The 17,004-nt window shown below is 50.3% G+C and carries 20 protein-coding genes; 12 read left to right on the top strand and 8 right to left on the bottom strand.

Annotated features, from left to right (window positions below):
* Positions 1-81: 81 nt before the first annotated feature.
* Positions 82-1,110, bottom strand: coding sequence for an STAS domain-containing protein (locus tag ABEB26_RS04990; protein WP_345720872.1), 1,029 nt, complete (start codon positions 1,108-1,110; stop codon positions 82-84).
* Positions 1,111-1,254: 144 nt separating this feature from the next.
* On the opposite strand from ABEB26_RS04990, the gene ruvB reads away from it, so the two are divergent.
* Complete coding sequence (gene ruvB / locus ABEB26_RS04985; protein WP_486348295.1) at positions 1,255-2,286, top strand: Holliday junction branch migration DNA helicase RuvB; 1,032 nt, start codon at positions 1,255-1,257, stop codon at positions 2,284-2,286.
* Positions 2,287-2,346: 60 nt separating this feature from the next.
* Here the strand turns inward: ruvB and ABEB26_RS04980 are convergent, their stop codons facing one another.
* Entirely contained in the window at positions 2,347-3,114 is a 768-nt protein-coding gene (locus tag ABEB26_RS04980; protein ID WP_345720870.1) for a superoxide dismutase, read from the bottom strand.
* A gap of 299 nt (positions 3,115-3,413) precedes the next feature.
* Here ABEB26_RS04980 and ABEB26_RS04975 point away from each other — a divergent pair, with 299 nt between their 5' ends.
* Positions 3,414-3,581 (top strand): hypothetical protein, encoded by a 168-nt coding sequence (locus ABEB26_RS04975; RefSeq protein ID WP_345720869.1) that lies wholly within the window; start codon positions 3,414-3,416, stop codon positions 3,579-3,581.
* 56 nt (positions 3,582-3,637) lie between these two features.
* Here ABEB26_RS04975 and ABEB26_RS04970 read toward each other — a convergent pair whose 3' ends face one another.
* The 5 genes from ABEB26_RS04970 to ABEB26_RS04950 form a co-directional block, all read right to left on the bottom strand.
* Complete coding sequence (locus tag ABEB26_RS04970) at positions 3,638-5,236, bottom strand: hypothetical protein (RefSeq protein ID WP_345720868.1); 1,599 nt, start codon at positions 5,234-5,236, stop codon at positions 3,638-3,640.
* A gap of 20 nt (positions 5,237-5,256) precedes the next feature.
* Complete coding sequence (locus ABEB26_RS04965) at positions 5,257-5,640, bottom strand: HIT family protein (RefSeq protein WP_345720867.1); 384 nt, start codon at positions 5,638-5,640, stop codon at positions 5,257-5,259.
* Positions 5,637-6,311: a HEAT repeat domain-containing protein gene (locus tag ABEB26_RS04960; RefSeq protein ID WP_345720866.1), complete on the bottom strand. Its 675-nt coding sequence runs from the start codon at positions 6,309-6,311 to the stop codon at positions 5,637-5,639. The genes ABEB26_RS04965 and ABEB26_RS04960 overlap by 4 nt, the downstream gene beginning before the upstream one ends.
* 3 nt (positions 6,312-6,314) lie before the next feature.
* The gene (locus ABEB26_RS04955) at positions 6,315-7,175 is read right to left on the bottom strand and encodes an SDR family oxidoreductase (protein ID WP_345720865.1); all 861 of its coding nucleotides are present in this window, start codon (positions 7,173-7,175) and stop codon (positions 6,315-6,317) included.
* 252 nt (positions 7,176-7,427) lie between these two features.
* A complete protein-coding gene (locus ABEB26_RS04950) occupies positions 7,428-8,171 on the bottom strand; it encodes a GNAT family N-acetyltransferase (protein ID WP_345720864.1) in 744 nt (247 codons plus the stop codon).
* An 85-nt stretch (positions 8,172-8,256) separates the two neighbouring features.
* Here ABEB26_RS04950 and ABEB26_RS04945 point away from each other — a divergent pair, with 85 nt between their 5' ends.
* From ABEB26_RS04945 to ureG, 7 genes are read left to right on the top strand one after another with little or no spacing between them, the layout of a single operon-like run.
* A complete protein-coding gene (locus ABEB26_RS04945) occupies positions 8,257-8,994 on the top strand; it encodes an SIR2 family NAD-dependent protein deacylase (RefSeq protein ID WP_345720863.1) in 738 nt (245 codons plus the stop codon).
* 35 nt (positions 8,995-9,029) lie between these two features.
* On the top strand, positions 9,030-9,767 hold the full coding sequence (locus ABEB26_RS04940) for an urease accessory protein UreF (protein WP_345720862.1): 738 nt from the start codon (positions 9,030-9,032) through the stop codon (positions 9,765-9,767).
* Complete coding sequence (locus ABEB26_RS04935) at positions 9,767-10,630, top strand: urease accessory protein UreD (protein ID WP_345720860.1); 864 nt, start codon at positions 9,767-9,769, stop codon at positions 10,628-10,630. Before ABEB26_RS04940 ends, ABEB26_RS04935 begins: the two co-directional genes overlap by 1 nt.
* 15 nt (positions 10,631-10,645) lie before the next feature.
* Positions 10,646-10,948, top strand: a complete 303-nt coding sequence (locus ABEB26_RS04930; protein ID WP_345720859.1) for an urease subunit gamma — start codon at positions 10,646-10,648, stop codon at positions 10,946-10,948.
* Positions 10,949-10,961: 13 nt separating this feature from the next.
* Positions 10,962-11,354 carry an urease subunit beta gene (ureB, locus tag ABEB26_RS04925; RefSeq protein WP_345720858.1) on the top strand — a complete coding sequence of 131 codons (393 nt, stop codon included), beginning with the start codon at positions 10,962-10,964 and terminating at the stop codon, positions 11,352-11,354.
* Positions 11,351-13,060, top strand: a complete 1,710-nt coding sequence (gene ureC / locus ABEB26_RS04920) for an urease subunit alpha (RefSeq protein WP_345720857.1) — start codon at positions 11,351-11,353, stop codon at positions 13,058-13,060. Before ureB ends, ureC begins: the two co-directional genes overlap by 4 nt.
* Positions 13,061-13,072: 12 nt before the next feature.
* Positions 13,073-13,732, top strand: coding sequence for an urease accessory protein UreG (gene ureG / locus ABEB26_RS04915; protein ID WP_345720856.1), 660 nt, complete (start codon positions 13,073-13,075; stop codon positions 13,730-13,732).
* Between the two features lie 33 nt (positions 13,733-13,765).
* On the opposite strand, the gene ABEB26_RS04910 is transcribed toward ureG, so the two are convergent.
* Positions 13,766-14,257 (bottom strand): hypothetical protein, encoded by a 492-nt coding sequence (locus tag ABEB26_RS04910; protein ID WP_345720855.1) that lies wholly within the window; start codon positions 14,255-14,257, stop codon positions 13,766-13,768.
* Positions 14,258-14,803: 546 nt separating this feature from the next.
* Between ABEB26_RS04910 and ABEB26_RS04905 the strand changes: the two genes are divergently transcribed.
* The 3 genes from ABEB26_RS04905 (at position 14,804) to ABEB26_RS04895 (ending at position 16,976) form a co-directional block, all read left to right on the top strand.
* The gene (locus ABEB26_RS04905; protein WP_345720853.1) at positions 14,804-16,066 is read left to right on the top strand and encodes an MFS transporter; all 1,263 of its coding nucleotides are present in this window, start codon (positions 14,804-14,806) and stop codon (positions 16,064-16,066) included.
* A gap of 91 nt (positions 16,067-16,157) precedes the next feature.
* Positions 16,158-16,598, top strand: a complete 441-nt coding sequence (locus ABEB26_RS04900; protein WP_345720852.1) for a PaaI family thioesterase — start codon at positions 16,158-16,160, stop codon at positions 16,596-16,598.
* 72 nt (positions 16,599-16,670) lie between these two features.
* Positions 16,671-16,976, top strand: coding sequence for a hypothetical protein (locus tag ABEB26_RS04895; RefSeq protein ID WP_345720851.1), 306 nt, complete (start codon positions 16,671-16,673; stop codon positions 16,974-16,976).
* Positions 16,977-17,004: the final 28 nt, after the last annotated feature.

The raw sequence follows: 17,004 nt of genomic DNA, 5'->3' as shown, positions 1-17,004 counted from the left end.
AATCTGCCTGATTGCTTTAGGGTTTTGGTAAGCCTAAAAATAAAAACTGCTTGCAAAATGTTTTGCAAGCAGTTGATTAATTTAATAGCTGATTTTGCTGGTGGCGTAACCAAGCCCACTTTGCACATCGCGGAAGGTCCGAATATGGCTGATATCGATGCCTGTATCGAGCAAGGCTTGCACAGTTTCGCTACGTAAGCCCACCACAATTGGTTCAGTCCCAAGCAATCGTACTGCGCTTAAGGTTTGTACCAACGATTCGGCGACAGCTTGATCGATTGTTGTCAACCCAGTCAAATCGATTAAAATTGTATGTGGACGGCGTTGATAGATCGTGTTCAGGAGTTCATCGCTGAGCAAAGCCGCCCGTGAGAGGTCGATACTACCAACTAACGGCAATACCAATACTCGTTCGGCGATTGGCAGCACTGGCACACTCATCTGACGAATCGTTTCGCTGGAGCGTTGTAATTCGTCAAGCGCTTTTTCAAGATACAGCGTGCGTTTTTGCACCCGCTCCTCAAGTACTGACTGATTGCGCTCAAGCTCCTTGCCATGGTCGATACTGGTTTTGAGCAATTGACGTAGGCGGCGAGCGGTAAACGAGGTGGTGGCAGCGGCAGTGCCAAAACAGCCACTGGCAAACAAGGTATTCAAAATGGTGGTATTTAATGAAAATGGCTGTGGGCTGAGTAGATCAGTGCTAACAAAAACAACCACCGCAAAGGCTGCATAAATCAGGCTCCAACGGGCTGGAAGCAGCAGTGCCGCCGCCACAATTGGAATAAATAGCCCATACATGCCGCGGCTGGTTACCCCAACCGGAGTTGCTACTACCAAAATAATCAGCATGTAGGGAATAAACATCGCGTGGGTAGCCCACTCTGGCTGATCGATGCTGACCAGCCAGCCCGAAATCGCGGCGGCAACCAGCACCCCAACCAAACAGCCCAGCGCTAGTTGATTGCGGCCAACGCTGAGATCAACCCCGAAAACATAATATAAAATCAGTAGGAAAATAAAACTACTGCCAGTAATCAAAATACGTTGCAAGGCTCGCTTGCGCTGTTCACGTTCTTCATTCCAGAGGGCAATTTGACGATCGGCCATGCGCGGTATACCTATTGAAAATTGGGCATGGGGCATTATAACAGGCTTTTTTGCTGATGATTCAAGCCTGCCTGCATGCGACCGTCTGTGCTATAATCGCTGTAGGAGGATGCCATGTCGGATGCGTTTGATCAAGCTCAACGAATGATTTCACCCAAGCCTCGCGAAGAGGATCAAGTGGTGGAGAAAAGTTTGCGGCCAAAAAAACTGGCCGAATATATTGGCCAAGAAAAAGTGCTGGCCAACCTCAAAATTGCGATTGCTGCGGCCCAACAACGCAAAGAGCCGCTTGATCATACCCTGTTTTATGGCCCGCCTGGCTTAGGTAAAACCACACTCTCAACAATTTTGGCCAACGAAATGGGCGTGAATATCAAAATTACCTCTGGCCCTGCGATCGAACGCGCTGGCGATTTGGCGGCAATTTTAACCAACCTCAAAAAAGATGATCTGCTCTTTATTGATGAAGTTCATCGCTTGAATCGTGCCGTTGAAGAGGTGATGTATCCGGCCATGGAAGATTTTGCGCTGGATATTATTGTGGGCAAAGGCCCAAGTGCCCGCAATTTGCGCTTGAAATTGCCCCGCTTTACCGTGGTTGGGGCGACAACCCGCCTCGCCTTGCTCACTTCGCCCTTGCGCGATCGCTTTGGCTCGGTGCATCGGCTGGAATTCTACTCGCTCGAAGCCATGACCGATATTGTGCGGCGTTCGGCGGCCTTGCTGAAATCGCCAATGGATGATGCTGGAGCGTTAGAGATTGCGCGGCGGGCGCGTGGCACCCCACGGGTAGTCAATCGTTTGTTGCGGCGGGTACGCGATTTTGCCTTGGTAATGGCCGATAATCATATTACGCTCGAAGTGGCCCAAGCAGCACTGACCAGCCTTGAAATCGATGATCTTGGGCTTGATGAGAATGATCGGCGGGTGTTGCGTACCTTGATCGAAACCTTCAATGGCGGCCCGGTTGGCTTAACCACCCTCGCGGCGGCCACAGCCGAAGAAGTTGATGCGATTGAAGATGTTTACGAGCCATATCTCTTGCAACTAGGCTTTATTCAGCGCACTCCACGCGGACGGATTGCCACCCGTCGCGCCTACGATCATCTGGGCTTGAGCTTTCCCGAAGCGCCGCGCCCAGCCGATACTCAACAGGCAAGTTTTAATTTAGAGTAGTGGTTATTTGACATAAATGAAACAGGCTGTTGATTGCTACCAACAGCCTGTTTTGCTGAATTATTTGGCGATTGCTAGATCGTAGCGCCGCCCAACTTCGCCCCAGTTGATCACATTCCACCAGGCGCTCAAAAATTCAGCACGTTTTTGGCGAAACTTCAAGTAGTAGGCATGTTCCCACACATCAACCCCGAGCAATGGGGTCAAACCTTCCATATACGGGCTATCTTGGTTGGGGTAACTGGCCAGATAGAGCGTGCCTTTGCTATCGGTCGAGAGCCAGCCCCAGCCTGAGCCAAAGCGCCGCGCCGCAATATCATTAAACGTGGTTTTGAAACTGTTGAATGAGCCATATTTGGTGTTAATTGCAGCAGCCAATGCACCACCAACATTGCCACCACCTTTTGGTGAGAGCATTGCCCACCAAATTGCATGGTTGGCATGGCCGCCAGCGTTGTTGCGCACAGCGGTTTGAATCGCGCTCGGCAAGCTGCTTAAACCATGCAAGAGTTCGGCTACATTTATGCTTTGCAATTTGGGATAATCGGCCAAGGCTGCATTTAAATTGGTCACTAGTGCTTGATGGTGTTTTTGATGATGAATGTACATCGTTTCAGCATCGAGGTGCGGCTCCAAATCGCCATAATCATAGGGCAAGGAGGGAAGGGTAAATTTGCCATTGGTTGGAACGGTAGCTTGATCGAAGGTTTTGCCTACACCACCATATTTTTTGGCGCTGACCCCTTTGCTGCCCCAAATTGCCGCCAAACTGCCCAACCCTACTGCACCCAAAAATCCTCGCCGCGATAGATTGAAACGTTCTGACATTGGCAACAACCTCCAATAGACTATGATTCCTGTGGCAACCATTCGTCTAAATTCGCGCTTTGGTTTTAGCCAAAACGTAGGCAATTGTCAATAATTCATTAAAAATAGACTAGTAATTGATGGGTTTTAGCTATCTTTGGGAGATTTAGATCTGGCTAGTTGTCAATGGAGCAGCAGGTCAATCGTCAACCCATGGTTGTCATCAAGCTGTCATCTGCAAGGCTCGTCATGGCGATGGCTGGCTGCTAAGCTTGTTAGTAGCAAAAGCACATTCATTCCAGCCAAGAAGGAGCGTATTTATGAAATTCATTACTATCAAAAATCACGAAGATGTCAGCGATTTTGCCGATACTGCCTTGGAGTGCAAGCAATGCAAACATCAAATGCGCATTTCAGGCCCAGTGCCCAAGAATGCCAAATGCAGTGCTTGTGGCTCAAGCAATGTCGTGCGCAAAAACGGCAAATAGGCTAAGCTTTTCTATCCTGCACCTTCTTTTTTGGTTGAAGGTGCGGGGTTTTTAATTTACTGTTGGGTTAAGAAAATCGGCGAGCCAGTTAATTGGATGTTGCTGCCGCTGACTGTGCTACTTGTGCCATTCCAAGTCACTTTGGTGTAGGTTCCAGTTAAATTAATGGTGGCGCTGGCCGTTTCATTCCGATCAAGCGTGGTTTTGGCCCATAAGACATAACGTAATTGATTGTTTTTGCGAAAAGCTGCGCCATCAATGGTGTTGGGCAAATTTAACGCAGTCGTTGCAGTTGCATCGTAGCGCCAGCCATATAGTTGATTGTAGGTTGTGCGGTTAGCAATCCCCTCACTTGTCATAATCTGGTTATTAGGTGCATCGCGCTTGAGATTTTCGTAAAAGCCCATTAATTGATATTCATCTTGGGCGGTTGCGTAATCTGCACCTTCACCAGTTGCAAACCAATAAATTTGTAAAATACCAAGTTGCTGGCCTTTGACAATCGCCTTGATTAGGTAATTACGCTGAATTTCTTCGCCCCCTGCATAATTATTGAAGGCTTTGCGTGAAACATTAGTTTCAGTGATAATGCTCGGCTTGCGGGGAAAGTTTGTGCCATTGTAGTTACGATTAACCAGTGTTTGATTCATTATTTGATACTGATTGACAAAAACTTGAATCATACGGTCGCTATGTCGTACATAGACAAAGCCACCAATCCCACTATCCCAATATGAGCCACCATATTGCGGATAAATATGATAACTCAGGGCATCAAAATAAGCTCCGCCAGTTAATGGATATTGGCTACTAACTTTGCCTGCATCGGGATTATCGGTATAACGCAGGAGTGCATCCAAAAATGAGGCATAGCCAATCCCGCCTGGTGCAACATAGCTATCAGGATCAGTCTTTTTAATCACGGTATAGGCAATTCGCAATAAACGAATGTAATTGTAAATTGGCGCATTCAGATTTGGTAATTCATTCGGAGTTGGCGCACTATCCCACCAACTGCCACCGCTGGCTCCGGGATTGGCATAAGCTCTGGCGCTGCTTGTGTAATCTGGCTCGTTGATAATTTCATAGAAGCGCATATATTTGCCGTAGGTGCTGGCAATTTGCCAAACATAGACGGCAAATTTATTGGCATCATTGACGGGTGTGCCATTCTCGCCATTATCCCAAATTGGCTCGTACATTCCTTGCCAGAGCTTGCTTTGCACAGGTGTGCCGTTGTTGCTGTAATAACTAGCTGTGTCGCGCCACGCCGCGCGTGGCTCGCCTAAAAAAACCGTATTTTCACGAAAACTAAGCGTGGTCGAAATATATTCGAAGACCGGAACCCGAATGGCCGCGCCCCATTGGCCAATAAAACTATCTGGCAGTGAGGCGCGGGCGCTGTGTGCCCCAGCATCAGCCCCAATGGCATAGATTTTTTGATCATCCCAGCCGTTGCCGTAGTAACCAGGGTTTAGCCCAAATTGAAAAAGTGCGGAATAACTAGGAACATAGGTATTGGCGGTGATCTCGTGATTGCCCATCACAATTGGCATATAGGTATTGCTTGGCGGTAAATAATTGGCTGCAAGGCTTGAAACCGATCCCAGCAACAACAATAGGAACACTAGCCGAAAAAAAGCACGTTGGGACATACAACCTCCTGAGTTGGTTGTTAATTGCCGAAACGATCAGCAGTGGTTGGCTTGAGGTTAAATTGAATCTGTTCTTTGATTGGCTCGTTGGTTAAGCGTGGGATCACATGCATATGCACATGATGAATCACCACTCCGCTGACCTCACCACAATTCCAGCCGATTGTATAGCCCAATGGTTTGTGGCTAGTCGTGATGAAGGCCTTGACCTGATTGAGCAAATCTTGCATCGCATCCCATTCGTCGAGATCCATTTCGTGGCGGGTTTCGCAATGGCGTTTGGGAATAATCACGCCAGCGCCCGAGAGCACCTTATCGGGTTGTTGTAAAAAGCGACAAAAGCGATTTTCAAGCATAGTTTCGATCTCAAGAGTTTCGGGGTCGCAAAAAGGGCAAGCGTTCATGGAGTTTCTCCATCGTCGTGTTCATTGGCCTTCAACATATCGCCTAGCCGCATTAAGGCCTCGATCAAACTATGATCATGCGGTTTTTCAGCTTCTTCCAAGGCGCGAACCATCCCTTCACGTACTTGCATACCCCAAGTGGTTTCGATCCGTGGATCTTCGTGGACTAAAGCTTCTTGCAAATGGGTAATTGCATCGGGCACATGCAGCGCCGCTAAAGCCACCGCAGCCTCATAACGCACATCGCTATCGGGGTGACGCAAGGCCAATACCAAGGCATGAAATGCCCGAGGGTCGCCAATTTTGCCCAACGAACGGGCGGCGCGGGCGGCAATTTCGGGATCAAAATCGGTTAATGCAACCAATAAATGATTAAAAACTCGTGCTTGACCAATCACCCCAAGAATCCGAATGGCCTCGATCCGCAATTGACGATTTTTTTGTTCCATCAGATCGAGCAAGGCGGGCACAGCAGCGGCCCCAATTACGCCAAGCGTCCAAGCGGCTCGTAGCCGAATTTCGCGCTGAGGAGAGCGCAACAGAGGAATCAAAAATGGGACGGCAGGCTCACCGAACAAACCAAGCGTGAAGGCCGCTTGTGAGCGCACAAATTCATCATCGTGCTGCAAATCGGCGACTAATTGAACAATCGTTTCAGGTGTGCGCTCCATGCGTCACCTCCTTGTGACATCATCAATGCTTCGAAGAATGGTGCTGAGTTGAGATTGAGTTGTGCGATTATCGGCAACAACCCGCGATGGGCGACGTAAGCCACTGGCAGCGGTAATGCCAGCAGGCAAGCCTGTGGAATCAATACCATTCCACTCGAGCAGGGCTTGGCCAAGCTCAAATCGACTGAGAATTTGTGGGCCTACAAGGTGAAATATACCATAAAGGCTTGGTTTTTGTGCAAGCTCAATCAAGGCTTGGGCCACATCTTCAACAAAGACTGGGCAGCGCAGTTCGTCGGTAAAGAGTACGCCATGACGTTCGCCGCGCAGCATTGCCAAGGCCATGGTTGTGTTGGGGTCAAGCGGGTTTTGGCCGTACAACAATGATGTTCGCGCGATCGCAGCCTGTGGATCGAGCGCTGCGACAACTGCCTCGCCTGCTGCCTTCGAGGCTCCATAAGGGTGGATTGGTGCTGGCACGTCGCTTTCGGTATAGGCGGCCTCGCGCCCACCCCACACTGCATCCGATGAAACATGCACGAATCGAGCTTGATGCTGGGCTGCCCAGCGGGCTAGGGTGGCGCTGGCTTGAACATTAACTGCCCACAAGGCTTGGTCGGTCATGGCTGGCCCCATCGCTGGCGTGACCGCCGCCGTATGAATAATTGCAGTTGGCTGAATTTGTGTCAGCAGCACCTCAAGCCGAGCTTGATCGGCCAAATCACAGGCTACATGCTCGCCAGCGGTAGGCAGGTTGCGCCAAGTTTGGCTATAAACTTTATCCCAGATTATTGTCTGCTGAGCAAAATAGGAAACCCGTTGACCAAGATAGCCCGATGCTCCAGTAATTAACAAGCGACTCATACACAACACCATCACTAAAAAGATCGTTAATATCTTTATTGTAGCCCACGCTGCAAGCATTGGGTTTTGTTTCCTTACCCAAGTTGCTCTCCCTACAAGGGTTGGTTGTTAAGCTCCCTCACCCCCAACCCCTCGCCCACCGCGGCGGGCGAGGGGAGATCCAATGGTCGATGGACTGGTTCCTCCTCGCTCGCTAGGCGGGAGAGGGCTGGTGGATGAGGGCATGCAACCAAATCTCTTAAAACCGACCCTTTAACTATTTGACTCAGCTACTCTTTCAAATACCACCAGACTTGCCCGTTGCTGGTAGCCCAAGCTTTGATAAAGCGGCAGGCCTGCCTCAGAAGCCACCAAGACGCTCCATTGTTCGCCATGGGCTGCGGCTTCGTGCAATACATGAATCATCAATGCTCGTGCGATGCCGCGTCGTCGATACTCGCTGGCCGTGTATAAATTCATCACATAGCTATGTTCAGCATCAATTCGGCAGGCTCGCACCCGTGCCACCACCCGCTGATCAAGCCTGATAAAGCTGTGCCTCAGGCCTGATTCATGCAGGCGGGTTTCGCTAATCCATGCCCGATTGGCTGGGTCGTTGCTGTTCAACCATTGCATTTCAGCGATTGTTTTGGCTTGCCCAACCGAATAGCGTTGGTCAGGCGGTGGCAGATCGCTGAGTCTGCGGACGAGCAGCACTTCGTTTGAGCTATGGCGATAGCCAGCAGCGTGGTAGGCAGCATGATCGCTGGCTGGCCGATCAACGAGGGTAATTCGATGATCGGCGGTTGGTTGGTAGCTGGTAAGTATTGCTAAAACGGCGGCGGGTGAATGGTTTTGCACAATTACCTCATCAGCAACATGCGGCTCCTGATTCCAAACATCATCGACATGTAAAATGCTTAAACCATCGATCACATGGCGTTGTGAGCGATTTTCGGTGCTGGGAATGCCAATTTCGCCATACATAAAGATTTCTAAGACTTGATTGATCTGCATCTGTGGTTAGCTCCCAATTAGTTCAGCTTGAAACAGCATCGTATACTAGCCCTATTGATGCTTGATCGGCCTAACGAGGGAATTTATGCTTGAGCCATTCGATCCAGGGTTGATTGCGACCTTACGTGCCGCCCGTTCGCTAACAATTTTGACTGGAGCAGGAATCTCGGCTGAGAGCGGGATTCCGACCTTTCGTGATAGTTTGGTTGGGCTGTGGAATACGATTGATCTTGAGCAAGTGGCGACTTTAGCTGGCTATTTGCAGCAACCTGAAGCAGTTTGGGGTTGGTATCAGGCGCATCGCCAGCAGATGCTTGATGTTCAGCCGAATGCAGGCCATATTGCGTTAGCCCAACTTGAGCAGCATATCCCAACTGTTACGATTATCACCCAAAATATTGATGGCCTGCATCAGCGGGCTGGCTCAACCAAGGTGGTCGAGTTGCATGGCACGATCAACACGGTGAGCTGTAGTGCGGCTAAGCATGGCAGTTTGGCTTGGCCTGATAGCCCAAGTTTGCCACTTTGTGCAGTTTGTGGCGCACCAATGCGCCCCGACGTGGTCTGGTTTGGCGAACGTTTAGATCTAGTCAAGATTCAGGCGGCTGAATTAGCCAGCCAAAACTGTGATGTGTTTCTGGCGATCGGCACATCAGGTTTAGTTGCGCCTGCCGCGACCTTTCCGATGACTGCCCGTGCCTATCGTGCCCGTTTGATCGATCTCAATCTTGAGGATACGCCGTTGAGTCGCCATGCTCGCCATCGTTTACGTGGCACTGCGGCGCAGCTATTACCAGCTTTGGTGGCTGCGACGTGGGCTTAATCTTGTGCAAACTGCTTGATTGAGGTTTGGGCAGTTTGCACAGCCTTGGCGATTTTTGGCTCGGCTATACTGGCGGGGTGATGTTAACGACTGCTTTTGCCCAATTGAAATTATTGCAACTTGCCGATAGCGCTTTGCCGATCGGCTCAACCGCCCATTCGTATGGAGTTGAATCGTTGGTGGCCGAGGGTCAATTGGGCGTGGCTGGGCTGGGCCAGTTTATGCGAGCCTTCATTCACGAGAGCGGCCAGCTCGAAGCCTACTTAGCCTATCAGGCTTGGCAATTGGCGCATGTGGCGGAATTTGAGCAGGCTTGGCTCGATTTGAACGATCATGCTGCGGCCTTCAAGCCAGCCCGTGAAAGCCGCCACGCCAGTGCAGTGCTTGGTCGGCGCTTGCTTGGCTTGGCCTTGCAACTGGAACCGTTGCCACGCTGGCAACAAGCTAGCACTTTGACCAAATCTCACCAGATCGAAACTCATCATAGCTGTGTTTTTGGCTTGGTTGCTGGTTGTATGGCGATTGAAGCCGAGGCCATGCTGGCGGCCTTATTGCAACAAATGACGTTAAGCTTGATTTTGGCATGCCAGAAAATTTTGCCACTCGGCCAGGTGCAAGCCCAACAATTATTGTGGCAGTTGCATCCCACAATTCAAACTGTTGTTGAGCAAACACCACAATTGACGTTGGCTGATCTCGCTCCTTGCAGTATTGGCTTGGATGGAGCGAGTATGCGTCACCCCTTGCTGGGTACACGCCTCTTTATTAGTTGATGCAAACACCGACCAGCCTTGAGCGCATGCATGGCCATTTGGCACTCGATTTTACGCTCAAACAGCAGCGTACCCGTTTGACAGTGCGCGAACATCGCCCACCCTTGCAGGTGGTGCGCGATTTTGGGCTGGCCGATGGTACAAGTTTTGTACATTTGCATAATGTTGCTGGCGGTGTGTTGGCGGGTGATCATCTGACGACCACAATCAACCTAGCGCCAGCGACCAAAGCCCAACTGACCACCACCAGTTCGACCCGTATTTATCGTAGCGATGGTGAGCAAATCGCTTATCAACAGGTGCAGGCCACTTTAGCCGAACAGAGCTTGCTCGAATATTGGCCGGATACAACGATTCCGTTTGCTGAGAGTTTGTATCATCAGCAAACGCGGATCGATTTGGCTGCTGATGCGGGTTTATGTTGGTGGGAGTTTCTTGCGCCAGGCCGCGAAGCCTATGGCGAACGTTTTGGCTATCGTCAGTTGCGCTTGGATTGCGATATTTATGCCTTGGGTCGGCCAATCGTATTTGATCGCATGCGCTTGCAACCAAGCCTGCAACAATTGAGCAACCCCTTGTATTTTGGCAAATACAGCTATTTGGCAACGGGCTACATTTGTCGGGTTGGTTGGGATTCAGCCCAGTGGAAAGCCCTCGAAGCTGAATTAATGGCCTTTGCTGCTAGCCAAACCAAAGTTGGGCGTTGCGTGTGGGGCGTAAGTTGTCTCGCTGCTCATGGGCTGGTGATTCGCGGTTTAAGTAGCAACAGCCGCGATCTGCTAGCAACGGCTTTTGAATATTGGCGCTACGCCAAACAAGCGTTGTACGGCACAACCCCCAATCTGCCGCGCAAAATTTATTAGTGTGAGGCTTGTGCAATGCACCTAACTCCGCGTGAACAGGAAAAATTACTGATTGTGGTGGCCGCCGATTTGGCTCGTCGTCGTCAGGCGCGTGGCCTCAAGCTGAATTACCCCGAAGCGGTGGCAATTATTACCGCCGAATTGCTGGAAGCCGCCCGCGATGGCAAAAGCGTGGCCGAAATTATGAGCTATGGCACAACGATCTTGACGGTTGACGATGTGATGGATGGAGTTGCCAGTATGATTCATGAAGTTCAAGTTGAGGCGACCTTTCCCGATGGCACTAAGCTGGTGACTGTGCACGACCCGATTCGTTGAAGAGGAGCCGCAAATGCAACCAGGCGAATATTTAATCGATCAACCAACCGAGGCGATTGCCGCCAATCTTGGCCGCGCAACCTGTGAGCTGCTGGTGGCGCATACTGGCGATCGGCCAATTCAGGTTGGTAGTCACTATCACTTTTTCGAGGTCAATCGGGCACTGATGTTTGATCGTGGTCTAGCCTATGGCATGCATCTCAATATTCCGGCGGGCACGGCGGTGCGCTTCGAGCCAGGCGATAGCAAAATTGTCAATTTGGTGGCTTTTGCTGGCACGCGCCACATCTATGGCCATAATGGCTTGGTTAATGGGGCTTTGGATAGCGCCGATCAACTGCAAACCAGCCTCAGTGCCGTTCAACAACAGCAATTTGGCCATCGGCCTCAAGGAGATTTGGAATGAGCTTATGGATTCCGCGTCAAACCTATGCCGATTTGTATGGCCCGACCAAAGGCGACCGCTTGCGTTTGGCCGATACCGAGTTGATTGTTGAAATTGAGCACGATTTTGCCCACTATGGCGATGAAATTACCTTCGGCGGCGGCAAGGTGATTCGTGATGGCATGGGCCAAAGCAGCAGTGCCCACGCTGTGCTCGATTTAGTGATCACCAACGCGATCATCATCGATCATTGGGGCATCGTCAAAGGCGATATTGGGATCAAACAAGGCCGAATTGTCAAAGTTGGCAAGGCTGGTAATCCTGATACTATGGCTGGTGTTGATCCTGAATTGATAGTTGGAGCCAATACCGAGGTGATTGCTGGCGAGCATATGATCGTTACTGCAGGCGGGATCGATAGCCATATTCACTTTATTGCGCCTGGCCAAATTCCCGAAGCGCTTTCGAATGGCGTGACGACCTTGCTTGGCGGCGGGACTGGCCCAGCCACTGGAACCAAAGCGACCACGTGCACACCAGGTGTTTGGAATATGGCCCGCATGCTGCAAGCTGCTGATGCTTGGCCGGTCAATCTTGGCTTTTTGGGCAAAGGCAATGCCGCCCAGCCCGAATCGTTGATTCAGCAGATTCAGGCTGGCGCTTGTGGCCTGAAATTGCACGAAGATTGGGGCACAACGCCCGCTGCAATCGACATGTGTTTGAGCGTGGCCGACCAATACGATGTGCAAGTGGCGATTCACACTGATACGATCAACGAAGCTGGTTTTTTAGAAGATACAATTCGCGCAATTGCAGGCCGCACCATTCATACCTATCACACTGAGGGTGCGGGCGGCGGCCATGCTCCTGATATTATCAAAATTGCTGGCGAAAGCTATGTGCTGCCCTCATCGACCAACCCCACTCGCCCGTATACCGTCAATACCATCGCTGAACACCTTGATATGTTAATGGTTTGCCATCACCTTAATCCCCAAGTGCCTGAAGATGTGGCCTTTGCTGAAAGCCGGATTCGGCCTGAAACCATCGCCGCCGAAGATATTCTGCATGATCTGGGGGTGATTAGCATGATCTCCAGCGATTCGCAGGCGATGGGTCGGGTTGGCGAGGTTGTTACTCGCACTTGGCAAACCGCTCACAAAATGAAGGTTCAGCGTGGCGCGTTGCTGGGCGATTCAGCTCGCAACGATAATCAACGGGTCAAACGTTATATCGCCAAATACACGATCAATCCAGCGCTGGCTCACGGGATTGCTCACGAAGTTGGCTCGATTGAGCCAGGCAAGTTGGCCGATTTGGTGTTGTGGCAGCCTGCCTTTTTTGGCGTAAAACCTGAAATTATTGTTAAAGGCGGCTTGATTGCCTGGAATGCTATGGGCGATGCCAATGCTTCGATTCCCACGCCGCAGCCTGTGCTTTATCGCCCGATGTTTGGGGCGTTTGGCGGGGCGATTGGCGCGACTAGTCTGACCTTTGTTTCCGCCGCTGCCCATGAAGCAGGCATTGGTCAACAATTAGGCTTGCAAAAAACAACTGCTGCTGTGCGTGGCTGTCGCAGCGTCCAAAAAGCCGACTTGATCCACAACAACGCTACTCCAGTGATCGAGGTTGATCCTGAAACCTATGCGGTACGCGCCGATGGCGAGCTATTGACCTGCGAGCCAGCCACGAGTTTGCCTTTGGCGCAGCGCTATTTCTTATTCTAGGGTGAGGCAATTATGACCGAACAATTACTACGAATTGGGATTGCTGGGCCTGTGGGCAGTGGCAAAACCGCCTTGGCCCACTGTTTGACCAGCCATCTGACTAAGCGCTACTCGGTTGCGGTGGTGACCAACGATATTTATACCAAAGAGGATGCTGAATTTTTGCTGCGCCAAGGCGTGTTGCCTGCTGAACGGGTGCGCGGCGTGGAAACTGGCGGCTGCCCACACTCGGCGATTCGTGATGATGCCTCGATGAACCTCGAAGCGATTGCCGATTTGTGTGTAACCTTGCCCGATTTGCAGATTGTATTTGTTGAGAGCGGCGGCGATAATCTAGCCGCCTCGTTCAGCCCAGAGTTGGTCGATTATTGGATTTACGTGATCGATGTGGCTGGTGGCGATAAAGTGCCACGCAAAGGTGGCCCTGGCGTAACCCGCTCCGATCTTTTAGTAATTAACAAAATCGATTTGGCGGAGTTGGTTGGGGCTTCGTTGGAGGTGATGGATCACGATGCCAACCAGATGCGCGGTGAATTGCCGCTGGTATTTACTAACCTCAAGGACGAAACTGGCTTAGATCAGGTGATTGCATGGATCGATCAGGTATATGCAGCGCCACGGCCTGAGCCAATCCATGTTCATGATGATCATCATCACCATCATCACCACTAAAATTCGCGAGCCAGCAGCATAAGTTGTTGCTGGTTAATCGACCCACTGCGCCAAACATTTTTGCTCTTGCCAAAACTGCTCAAGCGTAGTGTTGGGGTCGCCGAGCACCTGAATGTGTAATGGGCTAAGCCGAATGCTCAAGGGATGGCTGGCTTGGCCCTGCCATGAGCCAATCGCTAAGCGTTCATTGCCTTGGAACTGTAAGCCTTGGCATTTGAGATAGGCCATAATTGCGGGTACTTGCAGATCTACATTGTTGGTTGCTTGGGCGTGGGGATTGTAGATCGTTTTAGCCAGCGCGAGTAATTCAGCTAGATCGGCGGGGTGTTGTTCAAAATGGGCAGCATAACTGGCATTGTAAATCGATTCGATTGCATGTTCTTGCAGCACAAATTCGCCAGCAATCTGGTAGCCAATTGCCCACTGATCGACTCCATAGCGCTGATCCCAACGGCGCTGGCGCTGCTGCCGTTGTTGGGGAGTACCCGCCCGCCCGATCCGCCGCTCAACAATCTGCCATGGCATAGGTTTGCATCCTTGAAATATGAAGCTGCTTGACTCGATTGTAGCCTTGGTGGGCCAATTTGGCTTCATTCGCAGGGCCGATTAAGCTTAAATCAACCGCATTCAACAAAATAACTGCTGTGAGCTGTATGAAAATGTTATGAATTAATCGTGATAATATTGTAACTAGGTAAATCTGGGAGATTTCAATTACTATATTACTTCTATACCATGCTAGGATAAAAAATCACCTTGCAGGAAAAGTTAAAAATTGGTATAATTCGCCACGCGATCATAGCCTACATCCCAGCTTCTGAATTAAGAGCATACTAGGGCAGAGAGAACAGCCATCCACGCCGATAACTGCTTTCAGCGCCAATACTTGCCACTTGTGCCAGTAGCAGGCCTGCCAATGCTTACGATAGCCGATCATACGCAGTGCGGCGTAGCTAGTACAAGATTGTTGGGCTAAGGGTTCCACGCTGAATCTCCCATGCACAATATTTAAGGTGAGCAAGCCAACAGTTGGGATGTTGCTCATCGTAGCGCGAAATTGTAGGAGGAAGCATGACCTCACAAACCTCGGAGAATAGCCTATTTCGACCCTTACAACAACGCTTGTTTGCCTTGCTCTGGACGGGCCAGACGATTTCGCGTTTGGGCGATACGATGTATCAGGTTGCGCTCTCGCTTTGGGTTTTGGAAAAAACTGGCTCAGCAACGGCTATGGGCTTGGTTTTGATCTGCTCATTTGCGCCGATGATCATCTTTTTGCTGCTTGGCGGCGCAGCGGTTGATCGCTTTTCACGTGGTTGGCTGATGTTTAGCTCAGATATGTTGCGAGCCTTGATTGTTGGTGGGGTTGGAATTCTGGCCCTAACGAATACCCTTCAACTCTGGCATATCTATGCGGCGAGCATCTCCTTTGGTTTTTTTGATTCGTTCTTCCAGCCCGCCTATAGTGCATTAGTGCCCGATGTTGTGCCAGCTGAATCGTTGCCTGGAGCCAACTCGCTGACTGCTTTGAGCGCCCAAATGACTTTGATTTTGGGACCATTGATTGCTTCATTAATTGTTGGCTTTGGTGGTTCGGCAACGGCCTTTTTATTCAACAGCGTTTCATTCTTGGTTTCGGGCTTGTGTTTGATTCCGCTGCTCTCAACTGATGCTAGCCGCACCAAAGCCAAACGCTCAAGTGGCATTTTAAAGGATGTTGGGGCGGGCTTGAAAACCGTCAGCACCAATCCATGGTTGTGGATGACGATTATTCTTTCGTCGCTGGCCAACTTGCTGCTGGCTGCACCTGCGCAAACTGCCCTGCCAGTTTTGATCAGTGAATTTTTGAAATTGCCTAGCGAACGACTGGGCTGGGCCCATGCTAGTATTGCCTTGGGTGCGGTTTCAGCCTCGATCTGGCTCAGCAAAGGCAATCGCTTGCGCCGCCGTGGCTTGATGGGTTATGGAGCCTTATTCCTCGCTGGTTTGGCCACCCTCACCGTTGGGATCATTGGATTCAATGTGAGTATGCTCGGCGGAACCATGGCCTTGGCTGCTTTGCTGGGCGTATTGGTCTTCCGCGGGATTGGGATTGCGACCTTTGGTTTGATTTGGACGCATACCATGCAAGAAATGGTTGAGCGCGAACAACTTGGACGGGTTGCCAGCATTGACTTGCTTGGCTCAATCGCCTTATTGCCAGTTGGCTATGGGGTGGCTGGGTTGGTCGCTGATAAATTTGGTGCACCAGCCTTGTTTGCAACCTGTGGTGCGATTATGTTGGTGATGACTGTTCTGTTTAGCTTCCATCCAGTTGTGCGCAAATTAAATTAAGCCAAAACCTACAGATAAACAGCAACCACGGCTCACCGCGAGTCGTGGTTTTTTTGCGCTATAATCGCCTATATTTGCAAAAGGAGCATTCATGAATCGCCAATTAGATTCGCAGGCATGTTTTGTCTGTGGTAAAAATAACCCGAGTGGCTTGCAATTGGATTTCTTTGAGGAAGAGAAAACTGTCATCACGCGATTTATCTCAACTGCACTCCATCAAGGCTGGCCTGGGTTTGTGCATGGCGGCATTATCGCGACGATTCTTGATGAAACGCTCGGTCGAGTGGGATTTTTGATCGATGCTTGGACGATGACTGGGCGTTTTGAGGTTCGTTATCGCCAGCCCGCCCCGATTGATCAAGAAATTACTTTTACTGCCAGTATGGTTCGTGATCGCGGGCGAGCGCTTGAGGTCGAAGGTTTTGCCCAATTGCCCGATGGTACGATTGTAGCTGAAGCAACTGGCTTGTATATGCGAGTTTCGCCCGAACTGCGGGCGACGCTTTCCGAGCAAATCGCTGAAGGCTATTAATTGATCTACTGGTGCTAGGTTTAGAATGATCATTAAGCTAGCACCAGCTTATTAATTTGGAGGACGTTTGGAATGAGTAATCTTGAAGCCCAATTTCTCCAAGAGATGGAAGATGGTTATCGGCTAGCTGCCAAACAAGGTTATACAGCTACCTATTATATGCAAATGGTACGCGAATTTGGTGCGATTAATGCGGCGAAAAGACTCATTACTGATCCTGTGATTAGTAGCGGGTTGCAACAACTTTGCCTAATGGGATTGCTAAATACCTCGGCAGAAGCGATTGTGCTTAAACCCGAGTATGCTGAGTTATTTACTGAAGAGGAACGCCAAATTGCGCGAGAAAAATTAGCCGCGCTTGATTGGAATCCTGAATAATTAAGTCATTCAGCATAAATAGTGCTCT

The sequence above is a fragment of the Herpetosiphon gulosus genome, assembly GCF_039545135.1.
Classification (GTDB): Bacteria; Chloroflexota; Chloroflexia; order Chloroflexales; family Herpetosiphonaceae; genus Herpetosiphon; species Herpetosiphon gulosus.
This window is presented reverse-complemented; position numbering and strand designations above follow the sequence as displayed.